The organism is Achromobacter sp. 1012554356, assembly GCF_059760815.1.
On record NZ_JCBANC010000036.1, the window covers coordinates 18,141 to 34,574 of the forward strand.

Consider the following 16,434-nt stretch of genomic DNA (forward strand, 5'->3'; position numbering starts at 1 on the left):
GTTAGACTTATCCCTATAATTTCAAATTGTCCCGAATTAAACCACGGGGCCGTCCATGCCCGCGTGACGGAGATTGAGGGATGTTCGTTCAGATTCTGGGCGATAAGAAGCAGAAACGTAACAAAACATGCTAGGCGTAAAATTACGTAGCGAAAACGTCGACCAGTTTGATGTCTTGGGCGAACGAGGGCAGGCCATACACCTTGTCGCCAGCCAAATCCTGACTGTATTGAAAGGCAAGCGGCCCGATCTGCTTGCCAATTTCGCCGTGCCGCAGCCCAGTGAAAACGGCACTCGCATCGATTGGTACGCGCCGGGTCCAGGAACCGTGGTTGCGTGGAACGCGGCGACTGAAACAGAGCAGTCGCGCGCATTGACCAGACTTGAATCGGTACGGGCTGGCGTGGCGCAGTTGCGGGAATCCGTCCAAGCGAAGGGCACCGGCAACGATGCCGCCTTGTTGGGCCAGTTGCTGAAATGGATCCTGCACCATCCTGACAACAGCTTTGTGTACCTCGTGGACGGCCAGCCGGTCATCACGTTCTGGGGTTTTGTGCACAGTGGCGCGGATCGATCCCTGGACCCTCTGCACGCCCTGCGGCCGAGCGCATTCGCGGAATCGGTCCCGCAGGCGCCTCTCGCAAGCACAGCGACCCAAACACCCTTGTCCTCGCCCGCGCTGCCTCAGGTAGTCGCGACCGCGCCTTGGTGGAAACGGTGGTGGATGTGGCTGCTCTTGCTCCTTGCCTTGCTGGCCTTGTTGTTCGGTTTGCGGGCGTGCATGCCAGGCCTCGCGCCCAGCGTGTCCTTGCCGGTCGATACCGCGCGAGCTCCGGCGCCGCGGGACGTGGCGCGGCCGCACGCCCTTCCGGAGCTGACGCCGCCGTCTGGGGTCTCACATTGGAGCGCGCCGGTGGCGAACGGCGGTGGCGCCAGCAGTGGCTTGCCCGCTACTGCGGGCAGTTCGCTGCCGGGAGGGACACCGCCGGCACCCGCCATGGGTACCCCTGGCGGGGCTGCGCCTGCCGTTGCCGGTGCAGACCGCGGCGCGCCAGCGACGCCGCCTTCAGCCGCGCCAGCCACGCCGCCTTCCGTCGCGGACGCCGTCAGTGTGCCTTCTACGCCGCCAGTCCCGGATGCCTCCGCCAGCCCGAGCGACGCCGCGCCGCCGGAGAACAAGGACGCCCTGCAGATTCCGGCTGACGCGGGAGAAGGGAATGCCGATTTCCTGAACGGAAATTGGCGCGCCGGCGCGGGTATTCAGGACCGCGACACCGGCCAGCCGCTGCGTCTGCACTACCAGTTCAAGAACGGGGAAGGGAACGTCACTCTCAATCGTCACAACGGAGTGCAGTGTTCTGCGCCGGTCAGCGCCGCCTTGAGCAAGGGCTCGTTGATGATCAGCAACAGCGTCGCGGCGCAGTGCAGCGATGGAGGCACCTACGAAATGCCCCAGATCCAGTGCCAGCCCGGCGCGTCGAGTATCGCGTCGTGCGCCGGCAATTATGGGGATACCCGATTCCCCATCTCCATGCGTCGCGCCCAACCCTAATCGTTAAGAGAATCTGCCATGTTGCCCCCAGTTGATACCTACGACGCCGACAAAGACAACGTTGAGCTTTTCGGAAACACGGGCGTCCAGTTCCTGGACCTGGCTTGCGCGCTGCCTGAACTCAAGCGAGAGCCGGAGGGTGAGTTCTGCATGCATCCCTCTGGCAGGATGCCCATCCGGCTTTACGTGCCGGACGACGGCAAGCCCGGCTATGAAGACAGGCCGGGCAACTTCTTCGAGACGAGGGCCGTCTTTTCCCTGCCGCTGCAGGAAAGCCTGGAGCTGTTCGACGGCTACTGGCTGCCTGCCCCCTTCTTTCGCTACAAATCCGACAGCCAGTTCGACCGGGGTCCGAAAAACTGGGCGCGCCTGCGCATCGTCAAGCTCGCTGAAGCTGACGCTAATGGCAATACGCACCGTTTGACCCTGGCCTTCGACACGCGCACGCGCGGGCGCGACGACGCTCGCGATTACATCGAGCCCTACGACGAAGACATGGAGACGGGCGCGTTGTTTCGCCTTGCCTTCAATCTCCACGAAATGCAGTGGTTCCTTGACGAACAGGAATGGGTCGTCAAGTGGCTTGAAAGTATCTTTCGCGAGCGCCGGGACGACCTCGAAAACCGGGAAATTGAAAAGGCGCTCGCCAAGAAGGAGCACATTGCCCACTACTTGAACCTGCTCAGCCTGATGCGCGAGGCAGCGCCCACCACGCGCTCCAACAAGGAGCTGAAGGATAAAGTCAGGATCAAGCTGCCGCGCATCAAGGTGCTGAACATGCTTGCGCCCGGCAGCAATGGCCGCAAGGTGATCCGGGGTGGAAGCGTGCCGGTAGACCTGGTGCTGGACGTGGGCAACTCGCGCACTTGCGGCATCCTGATCGAGGAGCACAAGCAAAACGACAACGGTTTGAACGACTACAGCTTCCTGACCTTGCGCGACATGACAAGGCCGGAGCATGTTTACCATCATCCGTTCGAGTCGCGCGTTGAATTCGCGCCGGTCAGCTTCGGCAAGGATGACCTTTCTCTGCAAGGCGGACGCGACGACGCGTTTGTCTGGGTCTCGATGGCGCGGGTCGGCACCGAAGCGACGAACCTGGCCGCGCGCAAGGAAGGCACGGAAGGGTCCACCGGACTGTCCAGCCCCAAGCGTTACCTCTGGGATGCCGAGGATGCCTACGAGACTGGCTGGCGGCCCAATGCTTCAACGATCAAGGGCGAAGCGCCTGAATGGGCGACGCTCGGGCCTTTGAAGAACCTGATCGACGAGAAGGGCATTCCTTTGTATGGACCGTGCCCGCTTTACGAAGGCGAGGAAACTTCAGGCTTTCCCGCGTTTGAGGCGCATTACACGCGCAGTGCGTTGATGGGCTTCATGTTGAACGAAGTGTTCGCGCAGGCGGTGTCGCAGATCAATAGCTGGTTGTATCGTTCGCGCAAGAAAGATCGGACCCTGCCTCGCTTCCTGCGTGCCATCATCCTGACCGTTCCCCCCAGCATGCCGCAGGTGGAGCGTGGCATCTTCAAGCAGCACGCGCAACGCGCACTCAGCCTGCTCTGGAAGAGCATGGGCTGGCACACCGGCGATGGCGACCCCGTCGAGGACAGCGAGGATGAGAAGCACGACCTGTTCGTCATTCCCTTGCCCAAGATCGTCATCAAATGGGACGAAGCGACCTGCGGTCAATTGGTTTACCTGTACACGGAGGTCGTCACCAACTTCAACGGCTATGCCGAGGAGTTCTTCGATGCGATCGCGCGGCGCGAGAAGCCGGATCGTGAATGCATCACCGTGGCCTCCCTGGATATCGGCGGCGGCACGACCGACCTTGTCATCACCGACTACAAGCTGGACCGCGGCGCGCGGCAATCGGCCAACAGCTTCGTCCCGATCACCCCCACGCAGCGCTTTCGCGATGGCTTCAAGGTGGCGGGAGACGACATCGTCCTGGAGGTCATCCGCAAGTACGTGCTTCCCCAGCTGGAAGCCGCGCTCAAGGAGGCAGGCGCCCGGGAAACGGCGAGCCTTATGGAAATCCTGTGCGGAAGCACGGGCGATGACGAACGTCAGCGCCTTCTGCGCCAGCAGCTCACGTTGCAGTGCCTCTATCCCTTGGCGCTCGTACTGCTCAAGGAGTACGAAGGCTATGACCCGGAGAAGCCAGCAGAGCGCAAGGAACAGACCATCGGCGAGTGGCTGCACGATAAGCAGCCGCTTAGTAGCGCGGTGCGGGGATTCGTGGGCAAGGCACTCAATGAAGCCGCCGGGCAGCCGGTCGAGTTTGACCTGGAGGGCGTGGTCCTGACGTGCGACCCGCTCAAGATGCACTTTGACTTCCTGACCGACAACCTCGATATCTGCAATACCTTGCGGAACCTTTGCGAGATCGTCAATTACTTCGAGTGCGACGTGTTGTTGCTGACCGGCAGGCCGTCTGTCCTGCCGGGCGTGCAGGCCGTGATCCGCAAGGCCGTGCCGTTGCCGCCGGGGCGGCTGGTTTCCATGCACAACTACCGCACTGGCGACTGGTTCCCATTCCGCAAGGCCGGACGCATCGACGATCCCAAGACCACGGCATCGGTAGGCGCCATGGTGATCTGGCTGTGCGAGAACAATCGCATTCCGACCTTCAAGATCAATACCGGCACGCTACGACCGAAACCCCTGATCCGCCATTTCGGCGAGATCGGCAACGACAACATGCTCAAGCACGGCAACGTGCTGTTTGCCGACATCCATACGCGGCAGTCCGATGACGGCAAGACGTCCATGGACCAGAGCATCGAGTTGCCCCTGGGGCCGGACGGCGACGTCATTCCGTTCAAGATGGAAAACACTGCGCGGCTGGGCTACCGGCAGCTCAAGGCGGAACGTTGGCCGGCGACGCCGATGTATGTCCTGGGCTTCGACCGGGAGTGGGAGCAGGAATACAAGCGCATGCAGGAAGCCAATCCGAACAGGACCCATGCCTCGGGCCGCGTGTATTTCAAGGTCGCCAAGCCCACCGAGCAGGAGCGCAAGGCGGGCTTGATCAGCGATCGGCTGCTGGTCGCCAAGACCGCACCCCTGACGGACGACGCGCGAGGCAAGCCGGAGGTGAGGCTGCAACTGAACACGCAGCTCCGGATCGGGAAGGCGAATTTCTACTGGCTGGATAGCGGTAGCGTGAAAGGTTGATTCAGGATTGATTGCGACATGAGCGAATCTCAGGAAAAAATTGCGAACCAATGGCGTGCGATTCATCGCGGCGCGGGCCGTGCAATTGCATGGATAGACGCCGTGCGCGGCAACTCCAAGCGGCTCGACGACAAGGCCGATGCCTTGATCCACGGGTTGCGCCGGACCAGCAACAAGGCGCGCAGCCTCGAGCGTGCGGCGGGTCACCCCATGGCCATCGGGTTCTTCGGCTTGTCCCAGGCGGGAAAGTCGTATCTGATTTCCACCCTGGCGGCGAGCGAAGACGGCCGCCTGGAAACGGAGTACGGCGGTCAACGCGTCGACTTCTTGACGTCGGTGAATCCTTCCGGCGGCGGTAGCGAGGCGACTGGACTGGTGACCAGGTTCACGCGGACCAAACCTGCCATCCAAGATGCTGCCTATCCCATCGAAGTGCGCCTGTTCCGGGAAATCGATCTCGCCAAAATACTGGCGAACGCATGGTTCAAGGACTTCGACCAAGGAAAGGTCGAATACAAGATCAACGGCAATGGCATCAAGTCGATCCTTGAGCGGTTTGCCGAGCGGGTGTCGCATGAGCCTCAGCCCGGCGTAAGCGCTGACGACGTCGTGTCCCTGTGGGACTATGTGTCCGAATCGTTCGGCAACCACGTCCAAGCGCTGGAAGGCGACCTTAAAAGCGGATACTGGCCGCAGGCGGTCGCCCTGGCGCCTCGGCTGTCTCCCGCCGACCGCGCGGAGTTCTTCTCGCTGTTGTGGGGCGAGGAAAGGGAGCTGACGAAGGTTTACGCGCAAATGGCCGAAAGCCTACGCGCCATCGGCAATGCCGACGTCGCGCATATCCCGCTCGACGCCGTGCAGGATCACAGCGACGGCCCACCCAGCATCATGAACGTCACGATGCTGGACCAGATCGGCGGCGGTGACGGCGCAACAATCAAAGTGCGCGCGGTGAAGGGGGGAGCATTGGGCGAGCCGGTCAGCATCCGGCGCTCGAATCTTGCTGCCCTGACGACGGAGCTGGTTTTTCCGCTGGTGAACCCGCCGCGGGAACGCAGCCTGGAAACGGTCGACCTGCTGGATTTCCCCGGTTACCGGGGCCGATACGACAAGGCCCGTTTGAGCGAAATTCCGAACAACCCGGTAGGCGAGCTGCTGCGTCGTGGCAAGGTGGCCTACCTGTTCGAGCTGTACACCGAAAATCAGGAAATGAACGGCCTGGTGCTGTGCACGCCGGCGCACAAGCAGCCCGAAACGAGCGCGGTAGTGCCCGTGCTCGATCGGTGGGTCAGGCGAACGCAAGGCGATTCGGGCCGTGATCGCGCCGAAACGTCTGGCTTGTTTTGGGCCGTGACCATGTTCAACGCGCGCGTCACGGACATGCTGCAGAAGGAAGACAAGTGGCACCAGGAGTGGAAGGGCTTGAACGACATTGCGTTCAAGATCTATGAAAGCCTCGACTTCATGCGTGACTGGAAAGGCGGAAAGCCGTTCAGCAACACGTTCCTCGTGCGCACGCCTTCCTACTCGGACTTCACGACCAAGGACGGCCACAGGGAAGTCGGCGTGTCTCCTGAGAAGCGGGATGCACTGAGCCGGATGCGAGAGAGCTTCGTCAGCGCCGATGTGCTGCGCAGCCGGTTCCCGCAGGCTGGCGAGGCGTGGGACGCCATGATGCAGCTTGACGACGGCGGTATGGGACGCCTGGCCGGCGCCATCGCGCAGATCAGCGACATCGGGTTCAAGCTCGATCGGCTGCGTTCCCAGGTCGAGGACGCACACCACACGATCGCCGATGTTGGCGTGGGCCTGTTTTACCGTGAAGGCAGCGATGTCGAAGCGGCACGAAAGAAGAAGCGGGAACTGGCTGACAAGGTCGCGCCCGTGTTGCGTGGCATCGCCGAGAACTCCAAGGCCTATTTCATCCTGTCGGAGTTGATGCACGCCCTGGAGATTCCGAGCGAAGCACTCCGCAATCTGTATCTGAACGGCGCCGACGTGCCGCAGGTGCGGCGGATAGAGGCCGAGGTGAAAGCGGCGCCCGCGAGCGCTGGAGACGATCTGTTTGCCAGCCTGCTGGACAGCGGCAGTGGCGGCGGAGACGACGCGCCTGCCATCGCCGCTGCGGATGTGCCCGTTGATACCTACGAACACTGGTTCGCCGATTCGGCGTTCAAGCTGTGGCTCAATCACTTGAGCGAGATTCCCGCCCGTACGCGCCAGCACGCGATGCTCAAGAACATTCCGCAGGATGTTCTGGAAATTGTCGTGGAAGAGCTGCGCAACGCCGCCTATCGGGACAATGCCAATGGCCACAACCTGCCCAAGCAGATGCTGCTTAGCCTGCTCGCGCGCTCGGACAGCGCCTCCAAGCGCGATCAGATGGTCATGAGCCAGGTGCTGCGCGTGCAAATGGTGCTGCGCGACTTCATTGCGTGGCTGGGTTACCCCGGCATGAACGACGACGACAAGCCTGCCAGCGCATCGGTGGCCAACGGCAAGGTCTTTGCAAAGACCACATCGCTTGACGCCGCCACCGGCCTGCCCGACCTGCCCGAGAAGAACGAAATGGGCAAGGGGCGCGAGTTTTTGAAGGACTGGGTTGCTTGCCTGACGGACATGATCGTCAAGAACGCAGGCTACACGGCCGGGCAGGAAATCAGCGATGAGCAGAACGAGGCGCTGGGCGCCATCATTGCGGACATCAGGAAAGGTTGATTTATGGCTGTATTTATATCTTTGAGTCCGCTGCCGAGCCGGCGCGCGGGTTACGCCGAACTCCAGATCGAAGGGTGGAGCGGCGACGCCGTCGAAGTCGAGCTGAGCATCCGGCGCAACTCCTCGCCGGCGCACCTGGATGCGCAAGGGACGTGGGGCGGCGAACAACAGTGGCTGCGCTTTGGCCATGGCCAGGCGCGAGACGGCCGGCTGGTCATCGAGATTGGTCCTTCGATCGTGGACGCGATGCTTGAGGCCAAGCGCAATTCCCAGTTCCTGATAGAAACGCGCAAGCCGGGCGGTAGCGTGGCGCGCTATCCGGTTCGTCCCGTTCCAAATGATGTAACGCCGTCGACCGCGGCGGGCGAAGCGCCTGCGCAGGCCGAAGTCGTCAATGTCGCGGCCGCCCCGCAGCCTACGCCGTCCGAGCCGGCCGTCCTGCCGCCAGCGGTCGAACCCGCCGAACCGGCGGGCCAGCCTGAATCTGCGCCGCCCGAAGCGCGTAAGTCCAAGCCGGTGCTTGCCATCGTCGCTGCCGTGCTGGTGCTTTTGATTGCGGCCGGTCTGGCCGCCTGGTTCTTCCTCAAGAAGGGCGACGCGCCCGAGCCAGCGCCGAAGGCGGACGTTCCGGCGGCCGCGCCGGCGGCTTCTGCAGCCGCTTGTTCGAAGGACAGTATGGGCACCGCTGCCGAAATGGTCTTCGTGCAGGACTGCGTGCGGGACGTCAAGGATTCCGCAGCGATGTTGTCGATCATCCAGGCCGCGCGAGACGCAGGCAAGTGCTCGATCGCACAGCGGCTTTACGCCAACCGCGCGCAAGCAGGTGATGCGCAGATCGCCCTGGCCTATGCACAGGAATACGACCCCGCGACCTACAAGGACAACGCCTGCTTCAAGGCAGATGCCGCGACCGCTACGTACTGGTACCAAGCGGTGCTGGAGAAGGACAAGGGTAATGCGGTAGCGCAGGCGCGCCTGAAGGAGCTGCCGAAATGAGGAAGATCGTTGCGGCAATCGGTCTGGTTGGCATGTCCTTCGCGGTCCACGCCGCGGCGCCCCTGTTGCAGGAAGGCAAGAAGACGCTTTACCAGCGCGTGCTGACCACGCCGGGCTGCCAGTTGCATGAGACGCCGCAAGGAAAGCCGGGCGCGATCCAGGCCACCTTCAGCCGCTTCTATGTCTACGCGAATCAGGAGGCTGGCGGCAAGCACTGGGTGCAGGTCGGGCCGGATTCATTCGGCAAGACGCTGGGCTGGCTCGACCGGGCCTGCACGGTGGACTGGAAAATGCAGATGTCGCTGGCTTTCACCAACCCAGCCGGCCGGGACCGCACCTTGTTCTTCAATGACCGGGCGGCGCTCGATTCGGTGCTGAACGCGATCGATCCTGTGGAGAAGATCGCGCCCGCGCGCCAGCAGCTCAAGACGTCGGGTAAGGCCGCGGGCGTCGTGGCGCAGGAGCCCGAGCTGTTCGTCGATATGGCCAAGAACTTCTACCTGCTGCCCATCCTCAGCGGCGAAGAGGTGATGACGGAACAAAGCATGCGCGTGCGCGTGCTCAACGTGGCGTCTGTCAGTGCGGCGGATCCCGTGAATGCGGCATCGGGCAGCCAAGACCAATCGACCGAGCAGGAACGCACCAAGCAGATCAAGGAATTCAGTTCGGCGGTCGTCTTCGTCATCGATTCCACCATTTCGATGGATCCTTACATCGAGCGCACGCGCGAGGCCGTTCGCAAGGTCTACGCAAAGGTCGAGGCGGAGAAGCTGGGCGACAAGGTCAAGTTCGGCCTCGTGGCATTCCGCTCCAGCACCAAGGCCGTGCCGGGTCTGGAATACGTAAGCAAGATCTACGCGGACCCGAACAAGATCAAGGACGGGGCGGACTTCATGGCCAAGGTGGCCGAACTGAAGCAGGCCAAGGTGTCCAGCAGCCTGTTCGATGAGGATTCGTACGCAGGTGTCATGGACGCCATCAACAGCATCGACTGGCGTCCGTACGGCGCGCGATATGTTGTGCTGATCACCGATGCCGGCGCTATCGATGGTGGCGACAAATTGTCCTCAACGGGCATGAGCGCGAGCCAAGTCCGGTTGGAGGCTGCCAAGCCTGGCGTTGCGATCTACACGTTGCACCTGAAGACGCCCTCCGGTTCCAAGAACCATGCCGCTGCCGAGGCGCAGTATCGCAACCTCTCGACATACGGCGGCAGCAACTTGTCCCTGTACTACCCGGTGAATGCCGGCGACGTGAACGAGTTCGGCAAGAAGGTCGATGCCTTGTCGGAAGCGATTACCCAGCAGGTGAAGTCGGCCTATCAGGGCGAGGATGCGGTGGGCAGCGCCGCCAACGCCACGGACCCGGGCAAGAAGCCCGCCAATGCCGACGACAAGATGCTCCAGGATGCCGAGCTCATTGGCAATGCGATGAAACTTGCCTACCTGGGCGAACGCATCGGCGCCAAGGCCCCGCCGGTGTTCGAGGCATGGATCAGCGATCGCGACCTGATCAAGCAGACCGTACCCACGACCGATGTGCGTGTGCTGCTGACGAAGGGGCAGCTAAGCGATCTGAACGACATCATGAAGAAGATCGTCGACGCGGCTAATCAAGGCTTGATTTCGCCGACCGACATGTTCAACCAATTGCGCAAGGTCGCGGCCACGATGGGCGCAGATCCCAATCAATTGCAGAAGTCCGACAAGAAGCTGGCGGAAATGGGATTCATGGCCGAATACCTGGAGGGACTGCCCTATCAGAGCGAGGTCCTGAACCTGGACGAGGCGACCTGGAAGAGCTGGGACGGCTTGGCGCAGGAAAAGTTCATCCGCAATCTGTCCACAAAGCTGCGGCATTACCAGGTCTACAACGCCGATGTCGATCGCTGGGTATCGCTTGCGCCAAACAGCGATCCCCGAGATTTCGTCTACCCCGTGCCTCTGGAAATGATGCCCTGAGTGGTTGGATGATGCTGGCTATTGATGACTTGCGGTTGCGGCGAGGGCAGGGCGATTCCACCTACGAGGTTCGGCTTCCGCGGTTACGCCTCGCGCGCGGCGAGGTGATGGCGGTCGTGGGAGGCAGCGGATGCGGAAAGAGCACGCTGCTGGAAGGTATCGGCCTGCTGTTGTCACCCGTGCAGATTCAGACCTACACGCTTGGCGACCAGCGCGGCGTGGCCGCGTTGATGATGCGCGATGACGAGTCCGCGCTGGCGGCCGTGCGGGCGTCCAGGATCGGCTTCGTGCTGCAGACCGGCGGGCTGCTGCCTTACCTGACGGTGCTGGAAAACATCGTTCTGCCACGCCAGCTTCTTGGCCTGCCCGCACACAGCGCGCGCGTCCGTCATGCAATCGAAGTGCTCGCACTTGATGGCCTGCTTGATAAGCGGCCTTCCCAATTGTCCATTGGCGAGCGGCAGCGCGTTGCGGTGGTGCGGGCACTTTCGCACGACCCGGATGTGCTGTTGGCCGATGAGCCGACGTCTGCGTTGGATCCCGATAACGCCCGCAAGCTCTTTCAGCTTTTCCTCGACCTGGCGCGCGACGAAAGCATGGCTACGCTGGTTGTCTCGCACGATTGGGATCTGGTCCGCCAGTTTGGGCTGCCTTGCCTGACGGCGGAGTTGGAGCCAGGCATGAGCGTGTTCGGTCTGCGCGAGGCATCTTGATGCGCACCTGGCAGATATCTCGGCTGGCAATCAGGGACCTGTGGCACGACCGGTTGGTGTCGCTCTGCATGATCGCGACGCTCGTGGCGGTGATCGCGCCACTGCTGCTCCTCTTCGGGCTGAAGCATGGGGTTGTGAGCACCATGCAGGACGAGTTGATGCGTGACCCGCGCAACCTGGAAATCCGGATGCTCACCAGCGGCAGCTATGACCAGGCTTGGATTGACGAACTGGCAGGCCAGCCTGGTGTCGGCTTCACGGTGGGCATGACGCGTTCCCTGAATACACAGGCGGACTTCATCCGTAGCGCGACGAGCTTCCTGGAGAACGTGGAAGTCCTGCCCACGGCCCCCGGCGATCCGCTGATGAGCGGTGTGGACGTTCGCGCCTTGCCACCGTTTGGCGTGATCTTCAGCGCACAGGCCGCGCAGCGCTTGAAAGCCGCTTCAGGAGATGTACTGCGCATGCAGATCGCGCGCCGCCTGAATGGGGTGGATCAGCGCGCCGTGGTCGAGCTCACCGTCCTGGCCGTGCTGCCGGGTCCCGCCTACGAACGCGCCGCCGCATTCGTGCAACCCGCCCTGTTGCGAGACATGGAGTGGTACCGGGACGGTTACGCCGTCGCCGCCTTGGGGGCGGCGGACGGCAATGACGTGGATGCCGCGAAGGTGCGCTTCGCACGTGCTCGCGTGTATGCGAAGGATCTGGACGCCGTGGAAGGCCTGGAGAAGCGCTTGAATGACCGCCGCATCGAAACCAGCAGCCGCCTGGCCGACATACGCAACGTCAAAGCCATCAACCACCTTCTGACGACCGTGTTCGGTGTGATTTCCATCACCGCGGTGGCAGGGTGCGTGGCGGCCTTGGTGGGGGCTTTCCTTGCCAGTGTCCGGCGCAAGCGGCGCGACATTTCGACGCTGCGCCTGTTGGGACTGCGTAGCCGGGACGTCGCCGTTCTGCTTGCGATGCAGGCAATCGCTCTGACCGTCGTGGCGATGGGCGCAGGTCTCGCCATTTACTTCGCGGGCAGCGCGGTATTCAACAACATGTTGGGCGGCGTCCGAGAGGCGGGTCAGTTCGCCTGCCGGATCACGCCGCTGCATGGCGGCATGGCGTTCATGCTTGCCCTTGGTGTAGCGCTGCTGGCGTCGATGATCGGCGCGGCGAACGCCAAACGAATTCAACCCGCGGAGAGTTTGCGTGAAATCTGAACTGCTGGGCCGATGCGCCGTCCTTGTCCTGTTAGCGTTGCCCTCAAGCCAGGCGGCGGTCGCCGCGGAAGCGACAGCGCCAACCGCGAAGTGGGACGCGCGCTTCTATAACCCCAAGCCTGATGGCGCCGACATCGAGTTGCCGCTGCCGTGCAATGGCGCCATCGTCTTCCGGAAGATCGTCGTGCCGGTGGGTGGACCGCTGGCCGATCTTCCCATTCAGGTCGGGCAGGAAGGGGGCGCCTACTCTTTTATTGAAAAGAGCAGGCCGGCGTACATCGCAGGCGGATTTACCGAAACCTCGGCCGACAAGAAGTCCCGATCCAGCTATTACCTGATGGCAAAGTATGAGCTGACCACCAGTCAGTATCTTGCTCTGGCTACGCTCGCCAACGGCGATTCGGCCAAGTGCCCGGATCCACAGGCCGGCGATGGCCGGTTCCCCATTACGGGGGCGAACTGGTTCGATGCGATGCGGACTGCCCATCTGTACAACATCTGGCTGCGGCAGCATGCCAAGGGATTGCTGCCCCAGGAAGACAAGATCTCAGGATTCGTCCGCCTGCCCACCGAGGTCGAATGGGAGTTTGCGGCGCGGGGCGGCATCAACGTCAATGCCGCGGAGTTCGCAGAGGCGCGCTATCCGATGCCCGACGGAAAGATCAATGATTATGAATGGTTCGGGGGCACGCAATCATCGAACAGCAAGATCAACCGTATCGGTGTGCTTCGTCCGAACCCGCTGGGACTGCACGACATGCTGGGCAACGTCTCAGAGATGACGCTTGATGCGTTCCGGCTCAACAAGTTCGATCGCCAGAACGGCTCGGCCGGCAGCTTCGTTATTCGCGGTTCCGACTTCATGCAGCCGGAATCGGAGCTTCGTGCCGCGCTGCGGCGCGAAGGGAATCTCTACGACGAGGACGGCGAGATCAAGGACAAGACGGTAGGTCTGCGATGGGTGATCGCATCGCGCGAGATGACGAGCGCCAACCACGTCAAGGCGCTGGAAGAAAGCTACAGCAAGCTTGGAGACGGCCAAGTTTCATCGGACGCGTCCAAGAAGGGAGCGTCAGCGGTCAAGGAATTGAACACGCTGGCAGGCACGGTCACGGATAAGAAACTGAAGGACCAACTGGCCGGCCTGGAGGGCAAGCTGCGCGCGAGCAACCAGCAGCAGGAAGAGGCGCGCGACCAGGCCATACGCGCCAGTCTGAACCTCGGCGCATTCCTGTGCACCAAGCTCAAGGATGACGGCGAGCATCGCAATCTGCTGCGCAGTGTCTACAAGTCCAACTGCGAGGACGGCAACTCCGACGCCACTTGCGAGCGCCGCAAGCAGCTGCTTACCAGCCACGAGCGCCGGGTGGAGGGCGTCACGCAGTACTACGCCAGCAGCCTTGTCGACGCGGCCACCCTGTACGGCGGGGACAACCTGACCAAGCAGGTGCCGGTCCTGGACAAGATGTTCGAGCAGAACAAGCAGCTCAACGGGCTGCGCCCCTACCTGACGACCTATTGGTCGCAACAGAAGGCATACCTGAGCAACAAGAAGATCGACCGCTCGGCGTGGCTGGATTCGTGCATGGCAGTCAACAAATAACAATCAAGGAGTTCTCATGGCTTTATTTGCAAAGAAGTGGAATCGCATTCCGGTCGTTCTGATGATGGTCTGTTCTTTGGGGATCAGCGGGTGCGCCAGCACGGGCAGCTCCCTGCTCAACAATGGCGTAAAGCCCGATCCGCGTCTGACGCAGGGCAGTGATGCCAAGTTCTTCAGCCAGTCGGGCCTGGAGGCCTGCATGTTGGGCGCGGCGGCCGGGGCGGCCGTCGGACTGCTGGCGGGCGGCAAAAATAAAGCAGCGGGTGCGGTCGTGGGTGCCGTGGCGGCTTGTGGCGTGGCATTGGGTGCCAACTACTACCTGGATGTTCGCCGCAGTCAGTACAAGAACACCTCGGATCAGCTCAAGGCGATGGGCGACGACATCAAGACCGATACGCAGAAGGTCCAGGATCGAAGCAACTCCATCGTGGCCGTGATGGCCGACGACAAGAAAAAGCTCGCCCAACTGCAATCCGAGATCGCAACGAAGTCCGCCGACCAAGGCGCCGCTCGTAAGGAACTCGCGCAGATCGACGCCAACATTGGGGTCATCAAGAGCGACATCGATCGAATGAAGGGTGTCGCGGAACAGTATCGCCAGGCGGGCGTGCAAACTGGCGGCAGCGCGAAGGACACCAAGGAAATGCAAAAGGAATTGGCCGTGCTCGAGAGCAAGATTGCGAAGCTCAACAAAGAGGCGGACAGCTACTTCGCATTGCGCGGCGCCATCGATCTTGGGGAGGCAAAGGCATGAAGCGCTTGACGACGCGGATTGCGCGGGCTGCTCCGATCCTGGCGCTGGTCGTTCTGGCCGGTTGCGCCACGACGGCAGCTGATTGCGATCCTTCGAACACGAATGCCGGCTTCATCACAAAGATGAATTGCGACGTGGGCGGAGGCTATGGCAAACACGTGGCCCAGCGTGAAGACGACGTGCGGGCGGCTCAAGCCGAGAATGCGCAAGCCAAACAGGTGTTAGCCGATCTGGAGGCGCAACGGGCGTCAATCGGAAAGTCATTGGCCGAAAAGACCAAGGCGCGTAATGCGCTGTCTGCATCGGTCAAGAAGCTGCTTGACCAGGCAAGGGCAAAGTCGAAAGACAGCGAGGAGCTCAAGCGGCAGCTGGCGCAGTCGGAACGTGCACTGAAGACGCCCATCAACGTCAATGTTTCGGATGCCGCCCTGGAAGCGCAGATCAAGGCCAAGCAGGCCGAAGTGCTCAGGCTGCAAAAGAGCCTGGACCTCGTTCCCTGACAACCACCGTAAGCGCAACCTTCGAGACTACGCCATGCAACGCTTCTTGCGGGACCCGCGAGGGAATATGTCGGAGGCGTCGCTGGCCGGCACCTACGGCGAGCCGATCGAGCTGATCCGCAAGCATTTCGCGCCGGGCGTGGCGGCGGCCTATGCCATGCCCCGGCTTGGCGCGGACGGCGTCCTCGAGTGGTGGACCTCTCAGCAGGGGGCGGTCACGCAGTATGCCGCGCTGTCTGCTGACGCCCAGCAGGCGCTGCTTCGCGCCTACGATGCGCATGTCGCCACCCTGGGTGGCCTGGCAGAGGCCATGCGTGCGCGTGGGATGGCGGACCAGGCGTTGCGGATCGAGGCGCTGCGGACCCCTCCGGATCCGGACAAGCTGTATAGCGTGGACGGGCGGTTGCTGATGCGTTTGCATGAAGCGCCACCCGCGCCACCCGCTGCCGCCGAGCCGCCGGTCAAGTCCGTCGCGCCCTGGCGGTGGTTGGCGGCGGGGGCGCTGCTCGTCCTTGCGATGCTCCTGGCTGCCGCTTGGTGGCGGATGGGGCAGGCGCCAGCTCCGGTCGCCGCCGCTGTGCCTGCACCGAAGCCCCCACCGGAAGAGGAACCCGTTCCCGATCCTGAATGGCCCGCGGAGCTGGTGCTTGTGCTGGAAACGGCGTCGCGCATGCAGGCCTCGCCTTCGAAGACTACCGGCACTGCCCGGCTTGTCATCGGTCGTGATCAGATGCGGCGGATCGTCGACCGTCTGCCCGCCGTGACGAACACGCAACTGGTGACGTTTCCTGCATTGCAGTGCGGAACCCCCCTGCGCCAGGGCGTTTTTCAAGCGGAGAATCGAGCAAAGCTGCTGGAGGCGGTAAAGTCCACGCAAGGCGCGGGCAAGGCGGCGTTGGCCGAAGGGTTGAGAACCGCGGCAGCTTCCGTGGATGGCGTCAAGCGCGATGCCCTGGTGTTCATGTTCCTGGGTGGGCCGGACGAGTGCGGCCAGGATATTTGCGCGGTTGCCGCACAGCTGGTCCAGGAAAAGCCTCGGCTGCGGATCACCATCGTGGACTTGAGCGGAAATAAGTCGGTATACGCGTGTCTGGCCGACCAGCCGCGTGTGGCCCGCTACACCTGGGTCCCGATGAGGCCAGGCGAAAAGTACGTAGACCTGTCACGCGAAGCAAGCAAGATGCTCGCGCCTGCTGCGGACTCCGGCACGACGTCCCAGGGCGCCTCCCCGCCGAAGTGAGATGGC

Annotated in this window: 11 protein-coding genes; all 11 read left to right on the forward strand. The window is 62.4% G+C overall.

The features are described from left to right. The first annotated feature begins 127 nt into the window (after positions 1–127). From AC6LJW_RS18475 to AC6LJW_RS18525, 11 genes are read left to right on the forward strand one after another with little or no spacing between them, the layout of a single operon-like run. The gene (locus AC6LJW_RS18475) at positions 128–1,552 is read left to right on the forward strand and encodes an SrfA family protein (RefSeq protein WP_498087937.1); all 1,425 of its coding nucleotides are present in this window, start codon (positions 128–130) and stop codon (positions 1,550–1,552) included. Between the two features lie 18 nt (positions 1,553–1,570). Continuing rightward, the gene (locus tag AC6LJW_RS18480; RefSeq protein WP_056568485.1) at positions 1,571–4,732 is read left to right on the forward strand and encodes a virulence factor SrfB; all 3,162 of its coding nucleotides are present in this window, start codon (positions 1,571–1,573) and stop codon (positions 4,730–4,732) included. Between the two features lie 18 nt (positions 4,733–4,750). Further along, positions 4,751–7,450 carry a virulence factor SrfC family protein gene (locus AC6LJW_RS18485; protein WP_498087938.1) on the forward strand — a complete coding sequence of 900 codons (2,700 nt, stop codon included), beginning with the start codon at positions 4,751–4,753 and terminating at the stop codon, positions 7,448–7,450. A gap of 3 nt (positions 7,451–7,453) precedes the next feature. Next, complete coding sequence (locus AC6LJW_RS18490; RefSeq protein ID WP_498087939.1) at positions 7,454–8,446, forward strand: hypothetical protein; 993 nt, start codon at positions 7,454–7,456, stop codon at positions 8,444–8,446. After that, entirely contained in the window at positions 8,443–10,407 is a 1,965-nt protein-coding gene (locus AC6LJW_RS18495; protein ID WP_498087940.1) for a vWA domain-containing protein, read from the forward strand. Before AC6LJW_RS18490 ends, AC6LJW_RS18495 begins: the two co-directional genes overlap by 4 nt. 8 nt (positions 10,408–10,415) lie before the next feature. After that, positions 10,416–11,120 (forward strand): ABC transporter ATP-binding protein, encoded by a 705-nt coding sequence (locus AC6LJW_RS18500; RefSeq protein WP_498087941.1) that lies wholly within the window; start codon positions 10,416–10,418, stop codon positions 11,118–11,120. Continuing rightward, entirely contained in the window at positions 11,120–12,331 is a 1,212-nt protein-coding gene (locus tag AC6LJW_RS18505; protein WP_498087942.1) for an ABC transporter permease, read from the forward strand. Before AC6LJW_RS18500 ends, AC6LJW_RS18505 begins: the two co-directional genes overlap by 1 nt. Beyond that, positions 12,321–13,934 (forward strand): formylglycine-generating enzyme family protein, encoded by a 1,614-nt coding sequence (locus tag AC6LJW_RS18510; RefSeq protein ID WP_200949448.1) that lies wholly within the window; start codon positions 12,321–12,323, stop codon positions 13,932–13,934. Before AC6LJW_RS18505 ends, AC6LJW_RS18510 begins: the two co-directional genes overlap by 11 nt. 16 nt (positions 13,935–13,950) lie before the next feature. After that, positions 13,951–14,688, forward strand: coding sequence for a hypothetical protein (locus AC6LJW_RS18515; RefSeq protein ID WP_056568473.1), 738 nt, complete (start codon positions 13,951–13,953; stop codon positions 14,686–14,688). Beyond that, positions 14,685–15,188 carry a hypothetical protein gene (locus AC6LJW_RS18520; protein WP_056568470.1) on the forward strand — a complete coding sequence of 168 codons (504 nt, stop codon included), beginning with the start codon at positions 14,685–14,687 and terminating at the stop codon, positions 15,186–15,188. Before AC6LJW_RS18515 ends, AC6LJW_RS18520 begins: the two co-directional genes overlap by 4 nt. Before the next feature lie 34 nt (positions 15,189–15,222). Beyond that, positions 15,223–16,428, forward strand: a complete 1,206-nt coding sequence (locus tag AC6LJW_RS18525) for a vWA domain-containing protein (RefSeq protein ID WP_498087943.1) — start codon at positions 15,223–15,225, stop codon at positions 16,426–16,428. The last annotated feature ends 6 nt before the right edge of the window (positions 16,429–16,434 follow it).